Raw genomic sequence first — 24433 nt, 5'->3', positions numbered from 1 at the left:
TTGGACAATGGAATGCATGATGCATTTCAGAAAGCGAGGAAGTAACGTGCTGCTTGACCACATTAACGGACCTCAGGATTTGAAAGGTCTCACCACCCAGGAGCTCCAGCAGCTGGCTGAAGAAATTCGCCAGTTTCTAATCGAGAAGCTTTCTGTTACGGGCGGTCATCTCGCTCCTAACCTGGGTGTAGTGGAGCTTACGCTTGTGCTCCATTATTTGTTTGACAGCCCGAAGGATAAGTTTATTTTCGATGTGGGCCACCAATCGTATGTTCACAAAATATTGACCGGCCGAATGGACCGGTTTGATACACTGCGCAAATATAAAGGGTTAAGCGGTTTCGTCAAACGCTCGGAAAGCGAGCATGACGTATGGGAAGCCGGCCATAGCAGCACCTCTTTGTCTGCTGCGATGGGGATGGCGCTTGCCAGAGACTTGAAGGGCGAGACCAACCGGGTTGTAGCCGTGATCGGCGATGGCGCTCTAACAGGCGGTATGGCGCTAGAGGCGCTCAACCATATTGGGGACGAGAAGAAAAATTTAATCGTTGTGCTCAATGACAATGAAATGTCGATTGCGCCAAATGTTGGCGCTTTGCATCATTACTTGAGCAAAATCCGTACAGACCGGCATTATCAGAAGGCAAAGGATGAATTGCAGCATTTTCTGAATAAAATACCGGCTATTGGCGGCAAGCTGGCTAAAACCGCGGAGCGCTTCAAAGACAGCTTGAAGTATTTGCTGGTCAGCGGCATTTTATTCGAGCAATTCGGCCTGACTTATCTGGGTCCGGTTGATGGTCATGACATGGATCAGCTGCTTGAACTAATGAAGCAAGCGGATTCAATCGAAGGGCCAGTGCTCGTTCACGTTATTACGGTTAAAGGAAAAGGGTACTCTCCAGCAGAAGCGGATTCCTTCAAATGGCATGGGGCTACCTCCTACAAAATCGAATCCGGTCAAATGCTCAAAGCTGTTGGGCCGCCGATGTATACAGAAGTATTCGGCAGCACGCTGATTGAGCTCGCGGAAAAAGACGAACGAGTTGTTGCGATAACACCTGCTATGCCAGGCGGCTCAGGCCTGCTGAAGTTTGCCGATCGTTTTCCAGAGCGAATGATTGATGTCGGCATTGCTGAGCAGCATGCTGCTACACTGTCGGCAGCACTTGCAATGGAAGGATTAAAGCCGGTTTATGCGGTATATTCCACTTTCCTGCAGCGCGCTTATGATCAGGTTGTACATGATATTTGCCGGCAGAATGCCAATGTCGTATTCGCGATTGACCGGGCAGGGTTTGTCGGACCGGACGGCGAGACGCATCACGGTGTTTACGATATCGCTTTCCTGCGCCATGTCCCGAATCTCATCATTATGATGCCTAAGGATGAGAATGAGCTGCGCAGAATGATGAAGACCGCACTAGATTATAATGATGGTCCTGTCGCAATCCGTTATCCGCGGATTAATGGTCTGGGTGTACAAATGGACGAAGAACTTCTGCCTTTGCCGATCGGGAAATGGGAAACGGTAAGAGAAGGCGATTCGGCGGTCATATTGGCTATTGGGCCGATGCTGCAATTAGCTCATGATACGGCGGAGCTTTTGAAGCGGGAAGGTTTAAACGTCAGAATCATTAACGCCAGATTTATTAAGCCGCTGGATGAGCAACTGCTGCTGGGGCTTGAAGAAGAAGGAAAACCAATTGTTGTACTGGAGGAAGGCTCGGAGCTTGGCGGCTTCGGCAGCTCCGTACTTGAGTTTTATTCGCTTCGAGGATTTTACGGCGTACCGGTTCGCATTATCGGTATTCCTGACGAGTTCATTGAGCATGGCTCTATTAAAGAGCAGCAGACAGAGGTTGGTTTAACTGCTGACCGTGTTGCTGCTGAATTGAAAAATATGCTGCCGAGCCGACAAAAACGCGCTTCGAGCCAGCACTAGCAAGTTAGAGGAGAACGATGACGACAACACCCAAAGAAAGAATAGATGTTCTTCTCGTGGAACGGGGTTTTTATCCTAGCCGTGAGAAGGCAAAAGCCGCGCTTATGGCCGGATTGGTGCTGGTTGATGACGAGCCCGTCGATAAGAGCGGAACGAAAATTGCTCGAACGGCGGAAATCCGGGTGAAGGGCGCCATACATCCTTATGTCAGTCGCGGAGGCTTGAAGCTGGAGAAGGCGATTAAATCGTTCGGAATCGAGCTGAAGGACCGCGTTATGCTGGATATTGGTGCTTCAACTGGAGGTTTTACCGATTGTGCACTGCAAAATGGAGCTTCATTCGTCTATGCGATTGATGTAGGCTATAATCAGCTGGATTGGGCTCTGCGCCAGGATGAGCGTGTGAAGGTGATGGAACGGACTAATTTCCGTTATATTACATCTGCTGATCTGGATGGCCCGCCGCCTACATTTGCATCAATTGATGTTTCATTTATTTCATTAAAGCTAATTTTACCGGCGCTGGGCACCCTGTTGTCGGAAGGCTCCAGTGTCGTTGCCCTCATCAAACCGCAGTTTGAAGCAGGCAGGGAGCAAGTCGGAAAGTCCGGCGTCGTTCGCGAGCCTAAAGTTCATGCTCAGGTGCTCCGGGGCGTATTGGCCGCCGCCGCGGAGATTGGCTTTGAGCTCAAGGATTTGACCTTTTCTCCGATAACTGGCGGGGAGGGCAACATTGAATTTCTTGCTTATTGGAGCTGGGCGAATCAGCCGCTTGCAACGCTGCCGGATGAGAATCAGATCTTGGCTGTCGTAGAAGGCGCAAGCGAGACGTTTACCGTTAAGAAAAAATAAACAGTAGAGTCTTGTTGCTTAGATGGCACAGACTCTTTTTTTTTGCGTTTTGGACTTTACAGAACGGGTGTTCGTTTGATAAACTAAGGTCACCAAACACGCGTTCGCTTTATGCGTGGAGATCGGAAAACAGGATTTTGTCCCCTCTGTATCGAACCTTTTTAGGATGGTTTCGAATGAGATGGGGGGATGCATATGGGAAAGTTCGGAGAATGGTTCGTTATGCTTGTCGCTGGCTTGCTGCTTGTGATTTGGCTGTACCGATCATTTTACCGATGGCTGCATACGCCTTTGGCTGTTAATCGCTTGACGCTCGGCAAAGGCGGAAAATTAGAAGCAAACGATGAGAATATTGCATTTTTGGAGCAGGCGGGCTATGAAGTGATATCCGGAAAGCATCGGGTGCCGATCGGCATCGAGCTGGATGGCCAGCCGCTGGGCAGCCGATTGTATATCGATTATATTGCCGAACTTGACGGCACAATGTATATAGTAAAGACAGCGCGTGAACGCATGCCCATGGATTGGACAGGCAGCGGCGTAAGGGATAGACTGCTGGTCTACTCGCTGCTATTGCCGGAATGTGCGGGTGTCCTATTCGTGGATGTGAAGGAGAAAGCGATACGAACGATCCACTTTCAAGTGGGAGAATAGATAATAACGGAGGAATGTTATGAAGGGCATTCGACAATATCGAATCAAAGAATTAATTTCGAGTCAAATTATTGAAACGCAAGAGGAACTGGTTGAAGCATTGAGGGAAACCGGACTGCAAGTGACGCAAGCGACAGTGTCGCGGGATATGAAGGAGCTTATGCTCATTAAGACTCCGGCTGGAGACGGTAAATACAGATATGCTTTGCCGCAGGATCAGCAGCGCCATAATCCGATTAATAAGCTGAAGCGGGCACTGCTTGACCATTTTGTTCATATCGACTTTACAGACAATCTGGTCGTCATGAAGTGCTTGCCTGGCACAGCGAATGCGATTGGCGCCCTAATCGACAATATGGAATGGGCCGAGGTAATGGGAACGATTTGCGGTGATGACACCATCCTTATTATTTGCCGGAACAAAGAGACGAGCAATGAGCTCGTGGAGAAGCTTCTGGATTTGTTGAATTAATTTAAATTTGCACAAGATGCTTAGGAGGTATTTGAACCATGCTGCGTGAGATGTCCATTCGGAATTTAGCGGTTATTGAAGAAGTAAACGTTTCGTTTCACCATGGATTTCATGTGTTGACAGGAGAGACTGGAGCGGGGAAATCTATAATAATCGACGCGCTTAGTTTAATCGTTGGGGGACGAGGCTCCGCAGATATGGTCAGATACGGCTGCGACAAAGCGGAGATGGAGGCGATGTTTGACTTGAATCGCAACCATCCGGTATGGCGCGTGCTGGAGCGTTTAGGCGTACATGCGTCTCCAGATGAGATGCTCGTGGTCAGAAGGGAACTTTCGTCGCACGGGAAGAGCAGCAGCCGGGTAAATGGGCAGCTTGTTACCATGACCATGCTTCGCGAGATCGGCGAGTGTCTCGTTAATATTCACGGCCAGCACGAGCACCAATCACTGCTTCGTACAGAGCAGCATATGGAATGGCTCGACATGTTTGCAGGAGATTTGCTGATTGAGCGCAAACAATCTTATCGTCAAGTGTACCAGCAACTGATGAGAGCGAAAGCGGATCTTCGCGAGCTGGAGGAAACGACACGGCATAATGTGCAGATGCTTGATTTGTACCGGTTTCAAATCGAAGAAATTACAAATGCCAGCTTAAAGCCCGGCGAGGATGAGCGCTTGACAGAAGAAAAGCGCAAGCTTCAATATGCCGGCAAGCGGATGGATAGCGTATCTGAGGCTTACAATTTGCTTCATGGGGGTAAAGGGCTGGATGCGCTGAGCAAGGCGATAACGAAGCTTACGGACATTCAAGCCTATGACCCGAGCCGTATTGCACCGCTTCTCGAACAACTGCAGTCTGCCTTTTACCAAGCGGAGGATGCTGCATTCCAATTACGTGATTATCGCGATGGTATTGATTCGGACCCAGAGCAGCTTGCTGTGATTGACGATCGTCTGGATCTCATCCATAGCTTGAAGCGCAAATACGGGGAATCCATTCCCGATATTCTTGCCTATTTGGAGAAGACATCGCTGGAGCGCGATAAGATTGAAAACCGCGACGAATATTTAGAAAAGCTGCGCAAGGAGCAGCAGGTGTTGTATGAACGTGCACTGGAGCATGCGACGGAGCTTTCGCAGCTTCGGGCACATGCCTCCAAACGGCTTTCCGAATCAATTGAAAGCGAGCTAAAGCAGCTGCAAATGAACAATACGATTTTCTGCGTACATATGGAAAGAATCGGCGGGAATAATACGAATAACTTGTCGGAGTACGTACAGTTGAACAGCAACGGCATGGACGAAGCCGTATTTATGCTATCCACAAATCCGGGTGAACCGCTGAAGCCGCTTAGCAAGATTGCTTCCGGCGGCGAAATGTCGCGTATAATGCTGGCGCTGAAATCCATATTTGCTGAAATCGATCAAATTCCTGTTCTTATATTTGATGAAGTTGATACCGGGGTTAGCGGTCGTGCAGCACAAGCAATCGCAGAGAAAATGTCGCAGCTGTCTTCCCGATGCCAAATTTTCTCGATTACGCACTTGCCGCAAGTTGCTTGCATGGCAGATCATCATTATGAAATAAGCAAGCAGGTTGTGGGACAAAGAACTTGTACTTCTGTAGCTATGCTTAATTTGAATACTCGAATTGAGGAACTCGCCCGCATGCTTGGCGGTGTGGAAGTTACGGAAAAAACACGGCATCATGCACAAGAAATGCTTGATTTGGCGAGTCGACAGAAAGGAGCCTAATGGAAGGCATTCAGGGAATGTTTTTGCGGTCATAAAACAAACGGTGCAGGGTAACTTAAAGGTACGCCAATGGCGACAATACCTTTCTCGTCATGCGATGGAATAACAGGGAGCGTGAAATCATTGAACTCCAGCCCAAGGAAGAGATGGTTTGGCCTGGTTCTCGTCTTCTTCGTCTGCATGGTCGGGCTCTCCGCACCGTTTCAGCATTTTGCCGCATTTCCGAATGAACTCCGTTTATTCTCCGGCCAATTGAAACGACTACAATATGGAGTACCCGTACATGCCGAAGTAACGGTGGACCCACATATGCTTCAAGTTAACGGATCAAAAAATCAATCACTGTCCGTGAACCTGAATGAACCGTTGTCGCTTCAGCCGCATCACAGCGGTACAACAAGCATGAAAGTGAAATTATTTGGTAAAATCCCATTCAAAACCGTCAAAGTAAACGTGATGCCCGATTTAAGGGTCATTCCAGGCGGTCAAACAATTGGTGTTAAAGTCAAATCAGCTGGCATTTTAGTTGTAGGTCATCATCAAGTTTCATCTGCTAATGGCGCGAAGAAATCGCCAGGGGAAGAAGCCGGATTGCGATTAGGCGATCTGATTGTTAAGATCGATGGTAAACCGATTAACGAAGTACGTAAAATTGCTGATTTGGTGGAGCAAGCCGGTAATGCGCATCGGCCGTTAGCAATTACTTACAAACGAAACGGCACATATGCCGAGACGCAGCTGAACCCGGTTATGGATGCTCAAGAGCATAACTGGAGGCTTGGCCTCTATATTCGCGACTCTGCAGCAGGTGTAGGTACATTGACGTTCTACGCCCCTGAACAAGGCGTATATGGAGCATTAGGCCATGTCATTACCGATATGGACACCCAGACGCCGATCGAGGTTGGTGAAGGACAGATTTTGCAATCCAACGTTTCATCCATTAACAAGAGCCAAAATGGCGATCCAGGGGAGAAACGGGCTAACTTCGTTAAAGACAGTAAGGTGTTAGGCAACATTGAACGAAATACGCCGTTTGGCATTTTTGGTAAAATGCATGAGAATCCGAATCACAGCTACAGTGACAAATCAATTCCAGTCAGTTTTGCCGAAGAGGTAAAAGAAGGGCCTGCCCAAATATTAACTGTCGTGAACGGGCAGCGTGTGGAGCGATTCGATATCGAAATATCGCACGTAACGAAACAACCTGCTCCTGCCACTAAAGGCATGGTCATTAAAATTACGGATAAACGCTTGCTTGATAAAACGGGGGGCATTGTCCAAGGCATGTCCGGCAGTCCGATTATCCAGAATGGAAAATTGGTCGGTGCAGTTACTCATGTATTCGTAAATGATCCGTCTTCCGGTTATGGATGCTTTATCGAATGGATGCTGCAAGATGCAGGAGTATTGATGAAATCCAATGAACCTAAAACCGAAAATAAACCTTCTGCGACCGGCACGGCCGCATAACATAGATGACCGCTGATGGCTTAAATTACAGCTATCGGCGGTTTTCTTTTGGAGGGACAAAACGACAATCGTACGCTAAAGGTGTCGAAATTATACGAACGAAATCAATAAATGTAATAAATTATTTATTATAACGAAAAACAGTAAAAAAATAAAGAGAAATAATTTTCGACAGAAGGAATTTGATTTAGCATGTCGAAACCTTAAAGCAAGACAACTAGGGGAAGGTAATCGTGATTTTTAATCTAACCATTTAAGGGAGGACCAGACCTTGCACAAGATCGAAGTATTGTTGGCAGATGACAACCGTGAGTTCACTAACCTGTTATCGGAGTACATATCAGAACAAAATGATATGAGCGTATGCGGAGTCGCGTACAACGGAGAAGAAGTTTTGGCTCACCTTGAAGAGACGGGCAAGATTCCGGATGTGCTTATTCTCGATATTATCATGCCTCATTTGGATGGACTCGGTGTTCTGGAACGTTTGAAGGAAATGAATTTGTCGCCAATGCCTAAAATTATTATGTTAACGGCATTTGGTCAAGAAAATATTACGCAAAAAGCGGTGCAGCTTGGTGCTTCATATTATATTTTGAAGCCTTTTGACATGGAGATCTTGGCTAACCGGATTCGTCAGCTCGTCGGCAACTCCGCTTTTTCGACGGCTTCCTACGGCTCCAGCTCGACAACGATCAAATCGAATGTCGTACCGCTCGCTAAAGGCAAAAATCTTGACGCGAACATTACGAGCATCATTCATGAAATCGGAGTTCCTGCACATATTAAAGGATATCAATATTTACGCGAAGCCATTACGATGGTGTACAACAACATCGAAATTCTCGGCGCCATTACCAAAACGCTTTATCCGGCAATCGCAGAGAAATTCAAAACGACGCCTTCCCGTGTTGAACGTGCCATCCGCCATGCGATAGAAGTTGCTTGGACACGCGGCAATATCGACAGCATCAGCCACCTGTTTGGCTATACGATCAATATCAGCAAGTCGAAGCCAACCAACAGCGAATTCATCGCGATGGTTGCTGACAAGCTGCGGATCGAGCATAAGGTTTCTTGAAAGGGTAAGGAGTAATAGACTTAGTTTTGATAGCAAATACCGTCTATGCATTGGTTTAAATAAAAACCAATACATAGACGGTATTTTTTTCATGATAGATAGGGTGTCATCCGTCCAAGTGCAGATTACCAAAATAATGTATAATGGGTGGAGGTCTTTTAACTAGGAGTGAACCCATGTATTTTCAGTATCTGCTGCTCGCTGTAATTATGATATTCATTATTGGGCGCTTGATCGGGACGAATATCAGTTTCAAGAAGCAAGTAATGGCCTCGTTTTTCAGCGTTATCGTAACCTCTACAGTATATTGGTATCTGTATTTGCGTGGGCGCGAAAACACCGATACCTTTGGGATTGAAGGCCTGGTTATGGCTGCTTAGTATGGCTGTCTTCTCATTGATTTCCTATCTATTGTTTGAAATATTTGACCCTATTCCGCTTGGCGAACGGGGCGAGCGTCTATCGGATACGAGAAATCCAGTTCGAAGAGTATTCGCTTGGTTTCGGCGGCAGCGCCGGTATATTCAAGTGCTGTTAATTGCAATCAGGCATGGCGTAGGCAAAAACCTGGCAGTTAAACGGACACCCGCTTCTGATTTAAAGCTTGCTGTTTCATTTCGTAAGACGTTAGAGAGCTGCGGCGGATTTTTTATCAAATTCGGACAGGTGCTGTCGACCCGCTCAGATCTGTTGCCTCAAGCAATCATTGAAGAGCTGTCACATTTGCAAGAAAACGTCGCCCGCTTATCGCAAGATCAAGTAAAGGAAATATTGGCTAACGAGCTTAGTAGGCCACAAGACGAGATTTTCGAGCATTTTGAAATGGAGCCGCTCGCCGCTGCTTCTATTGGACAAGTCCATCGGGCTACGCTGCGTGAAGGAGGGAAACAAGTCGTCGTTAAGCTGCTTCGTCCTGATATTTCTGCTAAGCTTCAGCTTGATTTAGATATTTTAGTACGCTTCGCAGCCTGGACGTCAAGGAAATCCGCTTGGGCTAGAAATATAGGTTTTCTTGATTTAGCGAAAGGCTTCTCCGCAGCGATGAAGGAAGAGACAGATTTTCGCATTGAGGCCAGAAATTCCGCACAAGTTGCAGCGTCTTTAGAGAATAACCGTTCAAAGGTAAAAATACCTCATGTATATCGAGATCTTAGCAATGCAAAAATTCTCGTCATTGAATACTTGGAAGGTGTAAGCGTTAAGAGCAGTGCAGCTATTTTAGATAAACGAGGTATTGATCGGCAGGAGGTCGGGCGCCGGATTTTCGATTGCATGTTGGAGCAAATTTTTTTCAAAGGTATCTTCCACGCTGATCCTCATCCCGGAAATGTCTATATTTTGAAAGACGGAACACCTGCCCTTTTGGATTTTGGTTCAGTCGGAAGGCTGGGAACGCTGCAGCTTGAGGGGCTCAAGAGATTGCTCATCGGATTCGAGCAGCGTAATCCTTACGTTATCATGGATGCATTGATGCAATTGGTTGAGCCGAAGGCAGAACTGGATGAAGCAGGCATGGAGCAAGCGCTCAGCCAATTGTTGGTTCAGACGGCTTACAATACGGCTGGAAGCACAGATGCGTTCATTCAAGGATTATTTCGCATGATCAGGGAATTTGGACTAACGTTCTATCCCAATGTGGCGGGTGCGTTCCGCTCGTTGATTACATTGGAGGGTACGATGCTGCAGTTGAGCCCTTCATTTAGTTTGATGGAGGAATCACATCGTTTCGCGCGCGAACATCCAACGGAATTTATTACAGTTGGTGATGCCTCAGATTTGAAAAAGACGGCGGCAAATGAACTGCTGGAGCTGCTGCCTGTTATCCGGCGCCTGCCGAGAAGGCTCGATCATCTTGGATCGATGCTGGAGAAAGGCGATATGTCTGTAAAGGTCGGCTTTTTCTCCGACAGGGCGAATACATCCTTCGTAACCAAATGGATTTCGCAAGCTTTGCTTGCGTTCGTCGGTACTGCAATTGGGGGCATCTCCATCGGGTTGTTAAGTTTGAGCGGTCTCTCTTTCGGAAGTGACATCCAAATCGTGACGATGTTCGGTTATGCCGGTATATTAATAAGTGCGATTTTACTCATCCGGGTTGCGATCCATGCGGTACGCAATTTGAAGCAAATTAAGGAGTAAGGGATCGAGTCAGCCATCCTGAGCTCTATCAAAATGTAAAACTGCATGATGAAAGCCGGATTATTGACGATTTATTGCTTCAAAATGCAAATGTGCAGGCTGATTGCCCTAAAACGGCTTCGATAAGTCGGTACGAATGGTTTCAAATGTATTTTTTCATTTTGATCGTGATTTCGGGTTATTATGGGCTCATCAAAATGCACTTTTACATGTTGTGCTTCGCGCAGCTCATACTAGTAAGCATATGGAGACCGGGACATGCTGTCCCGGTTTTTTTCGTTTTTTTGTTTCAAATTGGCCTTATCGGGTTAATATCAATCAAGAGGTTATGGACCTTATGATCAATGATCAGATCAAGTTGACGAAAAAGGAGAGATATCACATGCCAAAGGAAAACACAGGCAACGGAATTTTACTCGGTACACTGATCGGAACTGCGGTAGGCGCGGCAGCAGGACTGCTGTTAGCCCCCAAATCGGGAGCAGAGCTGCGGGAGGATATTTCGAACAAGGTTCAAACACTCAGCAGCAAAACGCAGGAGCTGGCCTCAACAGTTGGCAGTAAAACGAAGGAGCTTGTCGCGGATGTGAAGGAAGAGGTTACCGGACTCGCCGATCATGCGAAGGAATCGAATCAGAACATTAAAGATTCTCTGGCTTCGAGCACAGATGAAATCAAGGAACAGCTTAAATCATCGGCCAACTAACTTTATTAATAGCAGGCAAACCGGAGGGAAAGCGCCTCCGGTTTTTTGGTGCCGATTGCAGGGTGAATAATAAACAGGAAATAGCCCCCTGCCTAAGTCGGGCAGGAGGCTTACCTTATCATACTCATCATAATGGAGTCATATAGGATGGCTTCAGCCATCCCCAATTCCCGTTCGATCCTGGAGCAGATGCTTGAGCTTCTCCAGCGCGCGCTTCTGGAAGCGTGACACGCTCATTTGGGAGACACCTAGCTGGTCTGCAATGTCACGCTGCGATTGCCCATGCTGATAGGCCAGAACAAGAACCGTCCGCTCCTCTTCCTTCAAGTGGGCGAGAGCTTCCTCCAGATCAAGCCGTTTCTCTACGAGGCCATAATCATCCTGCTGATCACCGATAACATCGCCGATCGTAGCGCTATCGGCTTCACTGGACAGCGGCGTATCCAGCGAGACGTAATGATAGGATTCACGCGAGGACAAAATCTCGATCGTCTCCTCCTCGGAGAGCTCCAAGCGGCGAGCGATTTCATCGATTTTAGGCGATCGTTCAAGCTCGGTCGTTAACTGGTCGATGGCCTTCTGAATGAGAAGGCCTTTTTCTTTAATTCGCCTTGGCACCTGGATGTACCAGGATTTATCGCGCAAGTAGTTTTTGAGATGGCCGATGATGCTTTTCATCGCATAGCCTTCGAACGGAATTTCTTTGGAACGGTCGAATTGCTTAAATAGACGAAGCATCGACAGTTGGCCGACTTGGTAGAGATCCTCGTACAGATCGGGCCGGTTCCGCGACATTTTGGCCGCCGCGATTTTCACAATGGACTCATAGTGGGCTAACAGCGCAGTGGCTGCGTCATTGCAATTAAACTCTCTATATTGATTCATCATTTCCAGCGTTTGCTGCTGATTCAGGCAGGATGCATCCGAATTCATGCCATCTCCTCTTTCCTTGCGAGCCGCTTAGTGAGAATCACCTCGGTGCCTAACTCGGTTCGAACTTCTACTTGGTCCATTAATGCATGCATCAAGTAGATGCCGAGCCCTCCGGCACTCGCTTCGCTTAATGGCCTGTTATGCAGAGAAGCCGCTTTATTCACCGCTGGATTGTATGAAAAGCTTTCTCCCGCATCTTTTATCCGAATATGAATCCTATCTTCTATATACTCAAATACAATTTCAATCACACCGGTTTGTCCGTCCTCATAGGCATGAAGGACAGCATTGTTGCAGGCTTCGGTTACGGCCACTTTCATATCTTCGATATCTTCATAGGAGAAGCCTGCTTTGTTTGCAAAGCCAAAAAGAGCCAATCGGACCATATCGATATATTCGGCCTGAGCCGGAATCGTCAAACTTATCCATGGTTTTATCATTCGTTTTCTACCCTCTCTATTCCTGATTCCTATTATAGCTTATATTTTTTTGATTTTATTCCAGATTCGCAACGAGGAGGAGACACCATCGATAACGGCACTAGCGATATGATGAGAGGAGTCCTGACGATCTCTGCTGGATTCCAATACTGCCGGTGCTGCCGGGCGGTCCTCTGCTTTAATCGATGAGACGACGCTGGCTGCCGATTGCTTGACGACGCCTGTGAAGCTGTGAAGAGCCTGTCCGATATCGTTCACTGTAGTAAATACGACATCTAATGCGCTTAATTTACCGCGAACGTCCAGCGTCATCGCATTTGTATTATGAATCATCTCTTTCACGTCTACTGTAATTTGGGAGACATCCGTTCTCAGTTGACCTACGGTCATCCGCACTTCGTCCAGTGTCGCTTTCAACACTTTCATAGTCTGGATAACAGAGTACATGAGGATGATGAAGGCGACGGCGATAACGGCAACGCAAATTTGAATGAACAGATCCATTTGTGCATCACTTCCTCTTTTTTCATTAGTTACCCGCAGGGGAAGGTTTTGAAACAGCAAGAATTAGGAGGCAGTTGATGGTATACTGGAAGGACAAGTCTGGACCACGAAGGAGAATCTATGTTTCGGAATATGAAGTTCAATATCCGCACCAAAATTGCAATCGGATATTTCCTGATCATTTGTTGTCTCGGAGTAGCTATCGTCGTCGTAACCGACCGTATCTCCGCCTTGCAGAATGAAGTGGAGACGATAACGAGCCGTGATATCGACATTCATAATTTCATAGCTTCGATTCAATATGACGCCATAAGCATGGAATCCGGGCAGCGCGGTTATATCCTTACAGGGGATGAAGCCTATCTGTCGCCCTACAATAAAGGGAAATCCCAATGGGAGGCCAATTACAACAGTCTCTATGCATTTCTGGCCAATGATCCTGCCAGACAGCGGGATCTGGAAGAGATTAAGCTGACGATCGTGAACTGGATCAACACGGCTGCCGAACCTACCATTACGATGAAAAAGCAAAACCGGACGAATGATATCGTCGCTTATTTTCAGGAGGATGTCGGAAAAACGTATATCGATCAGCTGAGAAGCCAGTTCGAATCGTTAAGAAGCAAACAGATTCAATCGACGAAGCTGCATATCGTTGCGTTGGAGAACCGCAATCAATTGTTGACAATAGGCATTTATATCATGCTTATTATCGTTACAATCATCGCTTTTATGATCGTTGCATTCGTCTCCGGATCGATTGTTAGAACGATTAAACAGGTAGCTCGAACGATTACCGAAATTGCGTCGGCAGGCGGAGATTTAAACGCTCGCATTAAGGTGAATACCAGGGATGAAATTATGGAGCTTGGCGAAGCAACCAATCGCTTGCTGGCAAGTCTGGAGTCGCAAAGCTGGATTCAGACCAAGGTGGCGGAAGTAGCCACAATGAATCAGGGCATTAATGACCTGACGACGCTGGCGGAATCTTTTCTAACGAGAGTAGCCCCGATGGTTAATGCCTCTTACGGTATATTTTATTTGTGGAAAGGATCTGGCAGCCAGCAGCTGCTGGTAAAAACCGCCTCCTACGCCAGTTATGGCGACGAGAAGGGCATAGACAGCTTTCGGATGGGAGAAGGCCTCGTTGGGCAATGTGCGCTGGAGAAACGTGTTTTCCTGCTTAACCAGCCTGAGAACCATTCAGCGGTCATTACTTCAGGGCTAGGCACAATTAAGCCGCAAAGTATTCTGATCGTTCCAATTGAATTTGAAGATAAGGTGGAGGCTGTTATCGAATTTGCTTCGATCGAGCCGTTCACCACACAGCATTTGAAGCTGCTGGAGGAAATCGAGAAGGATTTCGGTATTGCCGTCAACAATGTGGCGGGCCGGATGGAGGTCGAAAGGCTGTTAAGCGAGTCCCAAGTGCTCACGGAAGAGCTTCAGGCACAGACCGAGGAGCTGCAGACGCAGTCGGAGGAGCTCCAAATGCAGCAGGAAGAAATGAAGATGACGACCGAGCATCTGGAGGAGCAGAATCTGTTCGCCGAGCAGAAGACGAAAGAGCTGGAGAAGGCGAAGCGGGATCTGGAAATTTACTCGGAGAAATTAAAGCAAAGCAGCCAGTACAAAACGAACTTTTTGGCGAACATGTCGCATGAGCTGCGAACACCGTTGAACAGCATATTGATCCTGTCGCAGCTGCTTTCTGAGAATGAGCACGCTCATTTAAGCGAAGATGAAGCAGGCTACGCCAGCGTTATCCATACTTCCGGTCAGGATTTGCTAAAGCTGATTGACGATATTTTGGATTTGTCGAAAATCGAGGCAGGCAAGGTGATCCTGACCGTAGACGAAGTGAATTTGACAGAAATACCGGAGCTGTTAAAGCCGGTATTTGATCCCATTGCTGCTCAGAAAGGCTTGGCGTTCACCGTTCATGCCGAGCCTGGACTTCCAAATCTATGGCAGACAGACGGGCAAAGGCTGCAGCAGATACTGAATAATTTATTGTCCAATGCATTCAAATTTACCGAAAGCGGCTCTGTAGAGCTGAAGCTTGCGTTGGCTGATCTTATTAAGGCGGGCCAACTGCGGAAGGGGCAGGACGGCGATGCATGGCTGGCTATTTCAGTAACGGATACGGGCATAGGCATTCCTGCCGACAAGCAGCAGCTTATATTCGAAGCGTTCCAGCAGGTGGACGGCGAGACAAATCGCCAGTATGGCGGTACAGGACTGGGGCTGTCCATTTGTAATGAGTTTGCTAAGCTATTGGGCGGCAGCATACAGCTGGAGAGCGAGCTTGGCAAAGGCAGCACCTTTACGCTTTATTTGCCACGGATGAACCGCGATGCTGTCACGGAAATGGTGAGTGCCAGCCAGGAAGCGGCGATAGCAGCCGATTATGCCCGTACCCATGAACATGAGGAATCTCTCCAAGCAGATCTGAATCCGTTGGAGACGGAAGAAGGGGAAAGATCGATTTTCAGCGGGAAAAGGGTACTGCTTGTAGAGGACGATGCAAGAAATGTATACGCGTTGTCGAGCGCGCTGGAGCAGCAAAACATCGAAGTGACGGTAGCGGGTAACGGCAAACGCTGCATGGACATTTTGGAGCAGGACAAAGATTTTGATCTGGTGCTTATGGACATCATGATGCCTCTTATGGACGGCTTCGAGACGATGCGGGAAATTCGCAAGCAGTCGCTTCTGCAAGAGCTGCCGATCATCGCACTGACGGCGAAAGCGATGAAGAGCGACCGGGAAAAATGTCTGGAGGCGGGAGCTTCGGATTATATTAGCAAGCCAATCCAGATGGAGCAGCTATTCTCTCTAATGAGAGTATGGCTGACGAAGCAGGTGGGCAAATGAGTGATTCTGATTTCACAGAAGCAGGCCCGGAACTCGAGGAAGACGAGGAGAGTCAGCAGCATCACTTGGAGGAAATCGAAATTCAGCTGCTGCTGGAGGGCATTTATCTCGCTTACGGCTATGATTTCCGCCACTATTTGCGCTCCTCGATCCACAGAAGAGTGCGGAGCCGGGTCAATCTCGACAATTTGCCCTCGATAACGGCTCTACTGGATAAAGTGCTGCATGAGCCCGACTATTTTCATCTGCTGGCCAATGATTTTTCGATTAAAGTAACCGAGATGTACCGTGATCCTCATTTTTTTCGGCTGTTTCGAGAGCGGGGTGTTCCGCTCTTGCGCAATAAATCTGAAATCCGGATATGGCATGCAGGCTGCTCGACCGGTGAAGAAGTGTATTCGATGGCTATTTTGCTGTTGGAAGAGGGACTGCTTCACCGGACGAAGCTTTATGCGACTGATATGAATGAACAGGCGATACAGAAAGCGAAGCTGGGGAAATTTCCGCTCAAGCGCATGCAGTCTTTTACGAAAAACTATTTGCAGGCAGGCGGAGTGAAGGAGTTTTCTTCTTATTACACGACGGACAAAGAGTACGCGATCTTTCATCCGGAGCTTGCCGATCATATCGTATTTGCTCAGCATAATCTGGCTACAGACAGTACGTTCAATGAATTTCATGTCATTCTTTGCCGCAATGTGCTTATTTATTTCGATGCTACACTGCAGCACCGCGTCCATCAGTTGTTCTATGAGAGTCTGGCAGAAGGCGGCATTCTCGGATTAGGAAGCATGGAATCCATGCTAGCCGCCTATAAGCCAAGCTATGAGGAGCTCGCTCCGGCCGAACGGATATTCCGTAAACGATGAGCGGAAAATTAATAAGAGGGTGACACTAGAGCCTATAGCTCGAGGGTCACCCTCTTTTAACTGTACGTGTTCATGAGGAAGGTGCGTCCAAATATTTGGTCAGCACAACTTCCGTTCCGTGGTCAATCGCAATGACGTCCACTTCGTCCATCAGCGCTTGCATGAGATAAAGCCCTAATCCGCCAACACGCAGATCGCCGACTTCAGCAGCTTGAATCGGTGATGCTCCATTAATGGCGTCTGAATAAACAAAAGGAGGGCCTTCGTTGCTAATTCTTATGGTCAAAGAGGTCTCGTCAGACTGGAAGGCGATTGAAATGATGCTATTAGGCTGGGCACCATGAAGCACTGCGTTATTGCATGCCTCTGATACGGCGACCTTCATATCTTCGATGGCTTCGTAAGAAAACCGCAGCTTGGAGGCCAAGCCATAAAGGCAAACACGGACAATATCGATATAATCTGCGTGAGCAGGGATTTGCAGCCGAATTTCACTCATGCCTTATTCTCGGTCCCTTCCGTCAAATAGGCGGAAATGCCGGTTAGATCAAACAGCCGCTTAATCGAAGGCGGAATATTTTGCACGGAGAAGGGGGCTTTCAAGCCGTCACGGATTTTCAGGACGGATACGATAATGCCGATGCCGGTACTGTCGATATACGTTAAATCCTTTAAGTTCAGGATGAGCTCGCGATCTGTCTGATGGACGACCGGTTCCAGCACCGCTCTCAATTGGGGAACGACGGATAAGTCCAATTCTCCGATTAACGATAATAAATAAGCATTCGTTGTTTCTTGTTGTTCAATCTGAAACGGTTCGACTCTCATTCATTTCACTCCGGTCTCATAGTTTAATAAATCATACCAAAACGATTGCAAGATGCACAAGCGCAAGGCAGCATTGCAGCTGACTCGCTACACAGAAGCGATATGATAATAGGCAATCGATTGCAGCTTACCCGTATGCGGGTCAATAAAAAGCTTAAGCAGCGCTTCACCCCGTTGAAAGACGATGCCATCCTCCGCGATAAAGTCCGGCTGGCCAAGCGCTTCCCTGATGGCAGCCTCCGTTGCCGGCAATTCATTGCCGTCTATCTGGAGCACATCTGCGCCTCCGGAAATCTCGACATAATCAAGCCATCCGTCACGGAATGCAATGTCCATGTCTGTATATTCATAAATTTGCAGCTCCGCCAGCCATTCATCCTGCACAACGTTTTGCGGCTTGCCGAGCTTGTCTGCCACAGCGGCAGGATCATCGTCCAATGTAAGTCCGTTTACGGAATGAAGCGGGTATGAGTCTCCCTTACTTGCCTGCAAAGGGGGCATGGAAGCGGATGCCGGTATTTGGCTGACAAGCGCGCCTAACAGACAACCAATCAGAATGATATTCTTCATATGCAATTCCTCCCGCAGCGTAATGGGTTGCTGTTAACTACTTAACCCGTTCTGCCCGGTTTGAAACAATGATTACGAAATCAATTTATTTGGTTTGCAGCCTAACGAGGCAAATATCATCCTTTTGAATACCGTTACAAGGTTCGGGAACGATTGCTCTTACCAGTTCATGCGGTTCCGTATACCGTCCGTCGGCAAATTGCTTGACGATTCGTTCGATCGGAATTTCCTTGCCGTTGTCGATCGAATCCGTTAAGCCGTCCGTATAGAGCGTAATAGCAACTTCATCCTCATAACGGAGGTCTCGTTTTTCAACCTTCAGGCTGTCAAACAAACCGATTGCCCCGCAGCTTTGTTCCAGCAGGACCGTTTCTCCGTCGACAAAGGCGACGCCGGTCGGATGTCCGGCATTGACGTACTCCATCGTTTTGCGCTCCGTATCCAGTACCAGATAGATTGCCGTAAAATAATAATTAATCAGTTCATCCTTCAAATGAAGCTGATTCATATAACGGTTCAACTCCAGCATGACCTGCTCCATATCGGAAATACGTGTAATCGTGTCCCGCAGCACGGAGGAAATATACATACAGACAAGAGATGAGGAGATGCCATGTCCCATCATGTCTAGCAAGATAACGCCATATCGATGCTTATCGATGCGATACCAGGCGTAGAAATCGCCGGCGAGCTCCGATGAGGGCTGATAGGCGGCATAGATCGAGACGTTCTCGTCATCAATCGGTTTGCTTAACACGCTAAGCTGAACCTGCTTGGCCAGCTCCAGCTTATATTTCATCCGTTTGTCCCGCTCTTTATGCCAATCAATTTCTTTCTTCAGCCGCAGCGCCGAACGAATACGGGCCAGCAGCTCCATCCGATTGATCGGCTTCATGACATAATCGCTCGCGCCAGCATCCAAAGCCTCGGCCATTTTGTTGGAGTCGCCAACGGCAGTGACGAAGATGATCGGCACATCCTTATAACGCACGTCCTTCTGAATGACCCGGCATGCTTCCAGTCCGTCGATGTCCGGCATCATCATATCCATTAGTAATAATTCGACATCGGGCTCTCTCATTACGGCGGAATGGATCCCCAGCATTTCGTAAAGCTCGTGAGCGGAAGAAGCGGTTTTTAGCTGCGAATAACCAGCTTTGTTTAATATCGTTTTTATAATGAGCTGATTAGTGGCATTATCGTCTACGATTATGATGCTCATAGAAAGGCCCCTTTGAATTGGAATCTGTCTTCTTACTATATCATAGTACAAAGACCTACCCTTGGAGGATAGGTCTTTGCTCCGTAATGGAATTGAAGGGGGACTAGATCATATAATGCGGATAATAGTAGACTGCAGGGTCAAATTCATCCCCGATATATTCCCGTCCGCCCCAGGCGATGACCAATATTTTATCACGGTCCATTTCCGACTCGAGATGCTCTGCATACTGCTTGGAGATACCAAGCGATCTCATCTTGGCTCGAAGCTCGTCGCCGTGGGAGCGGAAAATGTTGGCGATTGCCGTTCCCAAGCCTTCTGCGGAAACGCCGATTTTCTCTGCGTCCGTATTGTCAGCGATGCGAGCTGTCCGGTCTTTATCGTGGGTCAATACGAATATGTTTTCTTTTGCGTAGCCCTCCCGCTGGAAGCGGTAGACCTGCTCTTGAACCTCGACAATGCTTTTCACCGTGTGTACCTTCGTTTGAGTCGTTGTTTGAGTTGTCATTGTAATTCCTCCTCATATGATTTAATTAGTTAACAACCTGTTATTGTAATTGCCGTCAAACTCGTCGTCTGCCCAGAATAAGCGATGCAATGAAAAGAACGATGAAGACGATGAACAAGATCTTGGCTATTCCCGCCAGGGCAGAAGCTATGCCGAGAAAACCGAATATGCCTGCGACGATTGCGAAGATGAAAAATAATAATGCCCATCCCAACATTGGAACCACCTTTCTTTCTGTTTAAGTTGTGCTGCACGATGATGCGTTGTATTGTTGCTTGCTTTGTATTAACCATTGAGGAACGGGTTGAAACTATTTTTCTTTGAATCGTAAAATATAAAAGGGTCTCCATCCGTTTCTGGATGAAGACCCTTTTAGCTTGTTGTTACATCGTAATGATATTAGGGTGTGTCTGAGAACTCTGAGGGCAGCAAATTTTGCCGAATTTTCGTTCCATACAAGGCGCGTTTGTGAAGGCGTACCCGGGGGTACGTCAAGCAAACGGAACGAAGCTGACCTAGATTTATTTGTATGAACCTTCGATAACGACTTCGCTCAGCGCTTTCCGGCCGCTCGGTACTTCTCTTTCTTGAATGGGAGCAGGCAGGCTGCTCTTATCGCCTTGGTAGCCAATTGCAATGACGGCATGAAGCTCGAACTGCTCTGGCAAATTCAAAGCTGCTTTCGCTTGCTGACGGTCAAATCCGCCAATCGCATGCGCAGCAAGTCCCTTAAGAGTCGCTTCCAGCGCCAAATATCCCCATGCTGTTCCTGCATCAAAGGCATGCGCGCCATTGGGATCTCCATTCTCACGTTTCGTATCGGAAGCAACAAGAACGAGCACGGGTGCTTTCGTAGCCCAGATCTGGTTAAACTCGCCCAAGAACTGATGGAATACAGCGAGCTGCTCGTCAGTCTTCGCCACTACAAATCTCCAAGGCTGATCATTATAAGAGGAAGGTGCCCAGTGTGCGGCTTCCAAAATCGCATTTAAATCCTCGTCCGCTACTTTGCGGCTGTCAAAGGCGCGCGGCGACCAGCGATTGAGGAACAAGGAAGATACTCCATGCTCTGCGTTGCGGTAAGACTGTACAGCTGTTGATACTTGTTCTACAATATGAGTCATTTTAAGACACACCTTTCCAATGGGAATTGTTTCGATTATATTCTATCATTTCGATTTTAATAAAACAAGATTGCTGCTCGCTCTCCTTGTTGTTCAGCTCCTTCATATTATAGTAAAAACTTGAAAGGCGCTGTTTCAATATAATGCGATTCGTTTAAGAGAGTGTACAATTGCATAACCAAACTAGAGAAGGATGGTGTTCATCGATGGAAAAACATACGGTACATGTTAACGGCATCGATATGGTCTATGAAGAGTGCGGCAGCGGCAACAAAAAAACGGTCATTTTACTGCACGGCTTCTGCGGTTCTTCTCGTTATTGGCATAAAGTTTGTCCCCTGTTAAGTGATAACTATCGCATTATTATGCCGCAGCTTCGCGGTCATGGTGAAACGGCAGCTCCGGAAGGCGCCTATACAATGGAACTGATGGCTGACGATGTACTATGCCTGATGGACAAGCTTGGCGTGCATAAAGCTTCTCTGTTCGGCCATTCACTAGGCGGATATGTCACGTTGGCCTTTGCAGATCAATATCCACACCGGCTTGCGGGATTCGGTCTCATTCACTCGACGGCGCTGCCGGATTCGGAAACGATGAAGCAGAAGCGGCTGGAGGATATCGACACCATTCGGGAACGCGGAATTGCTGCTTATGTCAGCGAGCTTATTCCGAAACTGTTTCTGGAATCCAAGCGCGACGAAAAGCAGGAGGATGTGGAGCAGTTCATATTGGCGGGCCAGCAGATGGCGCCGGAAGGAGCTATTCATACGCTTGAAGGGATGATGCAGCGCCCGGATCGAAGCAAGGTGCTGTCGAAAGCCAGTTTCCCGATTCTGCTAGTGGCGGGCGCCAAGGATGATGTAATTTCGCCGATCGCCACATTTTCACTAACGGAGCTTGGTGCCTATAAGTCGACATACGATTACCCGCATATTTCGGAGAATACGTTCGAAGGCGTTGCGCATATGAGTCTCGTAGAGGCGCCTGACCAGTTGTCACGAGTAATCGCAAACTATTTGAAAACGCTTAATGAGAAGGAGACGGTTCGGACAAAATAATCGCCAGCGCCGCCGGGCTCGGGAGAATGAAGTATCCCGAACTTAGCGGCGCTTGTTCATAGCCAGCGAGAAATCGCAATAATTAAAGCTTTGGAGCGCAGCATTGGCATGTAAGCGCTTTTCCGTATGTTTTCTAATCCGAATTGAACGAAAAACGAAGCAAAGCAGGTTTTACATTAGTTGGCGGCAGGCGTAATATTAGTCCGTAATCAACATAATCAACCGAATAGGGTTCAATTCTTATCGCTAAATTTCCGTCAAGGAAAACGGGGGAACCAATCATGACGCGGCTTCACTTAAAAGCCGTGCCATACGGGGTGAATCTCTATGCTTACCAGCATGGGGTAGGGCGACTCTCGCCGTCCGAATCCGTCAGCTAACTTCGTCAGCGTTGAATGAGAGAGGGTTGTGAACCGGTGTGAAAAACACAGGCTCCCTGCCTGTGTTTTTTGTATGCAAAAAAAGGGATACGTTCGAATGGGGGATGGCGCAGTCTGGATTGTTCGTACAGGTAGAGGGAATTATAAAAAAAAACTAAACTATTCGGCGGTGAATGAAGTGCTATCTTCCCTTAAACGATTTCTAATCGGAAGACCTTTAAAATCAACACAATTGGGCGAGCAAAAGCTGAACAAAACTAAAGCGCTCGCTATTTTATCTTCGGACGCGCTGTCATCTGTCGCTTACGGACCGGAGCAAATTTTGATCGTATTGTTGACGGTGGGGGCTGCTGCCTTTTGGTACTCGATTCCGATAGCCATTGGCGTGCTGGTGCTGCTCCTGGCTCTTATACTGTCTTATAGGCAAATTATATTCGCATATCCGCATGGCGGCGGCGCTTATGTTGTATCCAAGAATAATCTCGGGATGTTCTCCGGGCTTGTGGCCGGCGGCTCGCTGCTGGTCGACTATATATTGACTGTGGCCGTTAGTGTATCCGCGGGTACAGATGCGGTCACGTCGGCTTTTCCAAGCCTGCACCCTTACAATGTGCCCATTGCTATTCTGTTCGTCTTGTTCATTACGACGCTTAACTTGAGGGGCGTAACGGAATCCGCATCTATATTAGCCTATCCCGTATATTTGTTCGTCTTCGCACTGCTGATCTTGATTGGCGTTGGCCTCTTTAAGATTGTAACAGGTCAAGTGTCGCCAGAGCTGCATACTGCAATTGGAACACCAGTTGCCGGGATTGGATTATTCCTTATCTTAAAAGCATTTGCTTCCGGAAGCTCGGCTTTGACCGGCGTCGAAGCGATATCGAATGCGATTCCGAATTTCAAACATCCGTCGCCGAATAATGCAGCCAAAACGCTCATCGCCATGGGGTCACTGCTGGCGGTCCTGCTCTCCGGCATTGTGTTTCTGGCCTATTATTACGGCATCACCCCGCGGGTGGAAGTAACTGTCGTATCGGATATTGCTGAGCAGGTATTCGGACGTCACTTTATGTATTATTTCATCCAAGGAACGACGGCTTTAATTCTAATTCTTGCGGCCAACACCGGCTATTCGGCTTTTCCGCTGCTGGCAGTTAACTTGGCGAAAGATAAATTTATTCCGCGGATGTTCACGATTAGAGGGGACCGCTTAGGTTATTCTAATGGCATCATCAGTCTGGGATTGCTCTCGATTCTGCTTATTCTGGCATTTGAAGGACGTACGGATCAGCTAATTCCTTTGTACGCAGTGGGCGTGTTTATTCCATTCACGCTGTCGCAAACGGGAATGATGGTGAAATGGCTGCGGGAAAAACCAGCCGGCTGGCTGCCCAAGTTCATTATTAATACGGCCGGGGCGTTAATCAGCTTGCTCGTCAGCCTGATGTTTTTTCTTACGAAGTTCGGTCAGGTCTGGCCAATTCTGGTGTTTCTGCCGCTCATCCTCTGGTTCTTCTTCCGGATTAGAAAGCATTATGAGGCTGTCGCCGATCAGCTGCGGATAACGACCTGCGAGCCTGCCATTCCGATTGAAGGCAATGTCATCATCGTGCCTGTGGCAGGAATTACACATGTCGTCGAAAATTCTTTGAATTATGCAAAATCGCTGTCTGCGCATCAAATTATTGCTGTCCACATTCCGTTTGAGCGGGAGGAGGAAGCGATCTTCGAGGAAAAATGGAGCAAATGGCAGCCGGATGTGAGGCTCGTTACGCTGCATTCGCCTTACCGGAGCCTGATCGAGCCGCTGACTAAATTTATCGATACGGTACAGCGCAAAGCGGGAGAAGCGAACTATCAGGTCACTGTCATTATTCCGCAGTTCATTCCTAAGAAGGCGTGGCATAACATTCTACACAACCAATCCAGCTTTCTGCTGCGGGCGCACTTGCTGTTCAGGCGGGATGTTATCGTTACGACAGTTCCGTATCATTTAAAGAAATAAGACCATGAAAAAACGGACCGCAGCATCGTCTGCG

At 47.7% G+C, this 24433-nt stretch carries 24 protein-coding genes and 1 riboswitch; of the genes, 14 read left to right on the top strand and 10 right to left on the bottom strand.

Annotated elements, in window-relative coordinates; translation table 11 throughout:
- Positions 1 to 19 precede the first annotated feature (19 nt).
- The 10 genes from dxs (at position 20) to TY10_RS30340 (ending at position 11078) form a co-directional block, all read left to right on the top strand.
- On the top strand, positions 20 to 1945 hold the full coding sequence (dxs, locus tag TY10_RS09015) for a 1-deoxy-D-xylulose-5-phosphate synthase (RefSeq protein ID WP_202903168.1): 1926 nt from the start codon (positions 20 to 22) through the stop codon (positions 1943 to 1945).
- 17 nt (positions 1946 to 1962) lie between these two features.
- Entirely contained in the window at positions 1963 to 2796 is an 834-nt protein-coding gene (locus tag TY10_RS09010) for a TlyA family RNA methyltransferase (RefSeq protein ID WP_042162670.1), read from the top strand.
- Positions 2797 to 2991: 195 nt separating this feature from the next.
- Complete coding sequence (locus tag TY10_RS09005) at positions 2992 to 3450, top strand: hypothetical protein (RefSeq protein WP_042162669.1); 459 nt, start codon at positions 2992 to 2994, stop codon at positions 3448 to 3450.
- Positions 3451 to 3469: 19 nt separating this feature from the next.
- On the top strand, positions 3470 to 3922 hold the full coding sequence (ahrC, locus tag TY10_RS09000; RefSeq protein WP_042162667.1) for a transcriptional regulator AhrC/ArgR: 453 nt from the start codon (positions 3470 to 3472) through the stop codon (positions 3920 to 3922).
- Positions 3923 to 3960: 38 nt separating this feature from the next.
- A complete protein-coding gene (gene recN, locus TY10_RS08995) occupies positions 3961 to 5679 on the top strand; it encodes a DNA repair protein RecN (protein ID WP_042162666.1) in 1719 nt (572 codons plus the stop codon).
- A gap of 123 nt (positions 5680 to 5802) precedes the next feature.
- Positions 5803 to 7152: a SpoIVB peptidase gene (gene spoIVB / locus TY10_RS08990; protein WP_202903166.1), complete on the top strand. Its 1350-nt coding sequence runs from the start codon at positions 5803 to 5805 to the stop codon at positions 7150 to 7152.
- Positions 7153 to 7423: 271 nt separating this feature from the next.
- Complete coding sequence (spo0A, locus tag TY10_RS08985; protein ID WP_042162664.1) at positions 7424 to 8233, top strand: sporulation transcription factor Spo0A; 810 nt, start codon at positions 7424 to 7426, stop codon at positions 8231 to 8233.
- A 176-nt stretch (positions 8234 to 8409) separates the two neighbouring features.
- Positions 8410 to 8613 (top strand): hypothetical protein, encoded by a 204-nt coding sequence (locus tag TY10_RS31415; RefSeq protein ID WP_238327517.1) that lies wholly within the window; start codon positions 8410 to 8412, stop codon positions 8611 to 8613.
- Complete coding sequence (locus tag TY10_RS08980) at positions 8588 to 10372, top strand: ABC1 kinase family protein (RefSeq protein WP_238327516.1); 1785 nt, start codon at positions 8588 to 8590, stop codon at positions 10370 to 10372. The genes TY10_RS31415 and TY10_RS08980 overlap by 26 nt, the downstream gene beginning before the upstream one ends.
- Positions 10373 to 10754: 382 nt before the next feature.
- Positions 10755 to 11078 carry a YtxH domain-containing protein gene (locus TY10_RS30340; RefSeq protein WP_042162691.1) on the top strand — a complete coding sequence of 108 codons (324 nt, stop codon included), beginning with the start codon at positions 10755 to 10757 and terminating at the stop codon, positions 11076 to 11078.
- Between the two features lie 153 nt (positions 11079 to 11231).
- Here the strand turns inward: TY10_RS30340 and TY10_RS08970 are convergent, their stop codons facing one another.
- From TY10_RS08970 to TY10_RS08960, 3 genes are read right to left on the bottom strand one after another with little or no spacing between them, the layout of a single operon-like run.
- Entirely contained in the window at positions 11232 to 12011 is a 780-nt protein-coding gene (locus TY10_RS08970) for a sigma-70 family RNA polymerase sigma factor (RefSeq protein WP_042162663.1), read from the bottom strand.
- The gene (gene rsbW, locus TY10_RS08965; RefSeq protein WP_042162662.1) at positions 12008 to 12451 is read right to left on the bottom strand and encodes an anti-sigma B factor RsbW; all 444 of its coding nucleotides are present in this window, start codon (positions 12449 to 12451) and stop codon (positions 12008 to 12010) included. Before rsbW ends, TY10_RS08970 begins: the two co-directional genes overlap by 4 nt.
- 39 nt (positions 12452 to 12490) lie before the next feature.
- Complete coding sequence (locus TY10_RS08960) at positions 12491 to 12955, bottom strand: DUF948 domain-containing protein (RefSeq protein ID WP_042162661.1); 465 nt, start codon at positions 12953 to 12955, stop codon at positions 12491 to 12493.
- Positions 12956 to 13075: 120 nt separating this feature from the next.
- Between TY10_RS08960 and TY10_RS08955 the strand changes: the two genes are divergently transcribed.
- Both TY10_RS08955 and TY10_RS08950 read left to right on the top strand, forming a co-directional pair.
- On the top strand, positions 13076 to 15832 hold the full coding sequence (locus TY10_RS08955; protein WP_042162660.1) for an ATP-binding protein: 2757 nt from the start codon (positions 13076 to 13078) through the stop codon (positions 15830 to 15832).
- Entirely contained in the window at positions 15829 to 16701 is an 873-nt protein-coding gene (locus TY10_RS08950) for a CheR family methyltransferase (RefSeq protein WP_081735172.1), read from the top strand. Before TY10_RS08955 ends, TY10_RS08950 begins: the two co-directional genes overlap by 4 nt.
- A gap of 70 nt (positions 16702 to 16771) precedes the next feature.
- On the opposite strand, the gene TY10_RS08945 is transcribed toward TY10_RS08950, so the two are convergent.
- From TY10_RS08945 to TY10_RS08915, 7 genes are all read right to left on the bottom strand, one after another.
- The gene (locus tag TY10_RS08945) at positions 16772 to 17200 is read right to left on the bottom strand and encodes an ATP-binding protein (RefSeq protein ID WP_042162659.1); all 429 of its coding nucleotides are present in this window, start codon (positions 17198 to 17200) and stop codon (positions 16772 to 16774) included.
- Positions 17197 to 17529 (bottom strand): STAS domain-containing protein, encoded by a 333-nt coding sequence (locus TY10_RS08940; RefSeq protein WP_042162658.1) that lies wholly within the window; start codon positions 17527 to 17529, stop codon positions 17197 to 17199. Before TY10_RS08940 ends, TY10_RS08945 begins: the two co-directional genes overlap by 4 nt.
- A gap of 87 nt (positions 17530 to 17616) precedes the next feature.
- Entirely contained in the window at positions 17617 to 18099 is a 483-nt protein-coding gene (locus TY10_RS08935; protein WP_042162657.1) for a hypothetical protein, read from the bottom strand.
- A gap of 85 nt (positions 18100 to 18184) precedes the next feature.
- On the bottom strand, positions 18185 to 19321 hold the full coding sequence (locus tag TY10_RS08930) for a SpoIIE family protein phosphatase (protein WP_042162656.1): 1137 nt from the start codon (positions 19319 to 19321) through the stop codon (positions 18185 to 18187).
- Between the two features lie 103 nt (positions 19322 to 19424).
- Complete coding sequence (locus tag TY10_RS08925) at positions 19425 to 19829, bottom strand: YflT domain-containing protein (RefSeq protein ID WP_042162655.1); 405 nt, start codon at positions 19827 to 19829, stop codon at positions 19425 to 19427.
- A gap of 55 nt (positions 19830 to 19884) precedes the next feature.
- Complete coding sequence (locus TY10_RS29705) at positions 19885 to 20046, bottom strand: DUF1328 domain-containing protein (protein WP_042162654.1); 162 nt, start codon at positions 20044 to 20046, stop codon at positions 19885 to 19887.
- A 304-nt stretch (positions 20047 to 20350) separates the two neighbouring features.
- Positions 20351 to 20953, bottom strand: coding sequence for a nitroreductase family protein (locus TY10_RS08915; RefSeq protein ID WP_042162653.1), 603 nt, complete (start codon positions 20951 to 20953; stop codon positions 20351 to 20353).
- Between the two features lie 206 nt (positions 20954 to 21159).
- Here TY10_RS08915 and TY10_RS08910 point away from each other — a divergent pair, with 206 nt between their 5' ends.
- Together TY10_RS08910 and TY10_RS08905 are read left to right on the top strand one after the other, a co-directional pair.
- Entirely contained in the window at positions 21160 to 22014 is an 855-nt protein-coding gene (locus TY10_RS08910) for an alpha/beta fold hydrolase (RefSeq protein WP_042162652.1), read from the top strand.
- Positions 22015 to 22248: 234 nt separating this feature from the next.
- Positions 22249 to 22421: riboswitch (cyclic di-AMP (ydaO/yuaA leader) on the top strand.
- Positions 22422 to 22572: 151 nt separating this feature from the next.
- Positions 22573 to 24399 carry an APC family permease gene (locus TY10_RS08905; RefSeq protein ID WP_042162689.1) on the top strand — a complete coding sequence of 609 codons (1827 nt, stop codon included), beginning with the start codon at positions 22573 to 22575 and terminating at the stop codon, positions 24397 to 24399.
- The last annotated feature ends 34 nt before the right edge of the window (positions 24400 to 24433 follow it).

The organism is Paenibacillus gorillae, from assembly GCF_000513275.1.
GTDB lineage: Bacteria > Bacillota > Bacilli > Paenibacillales > Paenibacillaceae > Pristimantibacillus > Pristimantibacillus gorillae.
This window is presented reverse-complemented; position numbering and strand designations above follow the sequence as displayed.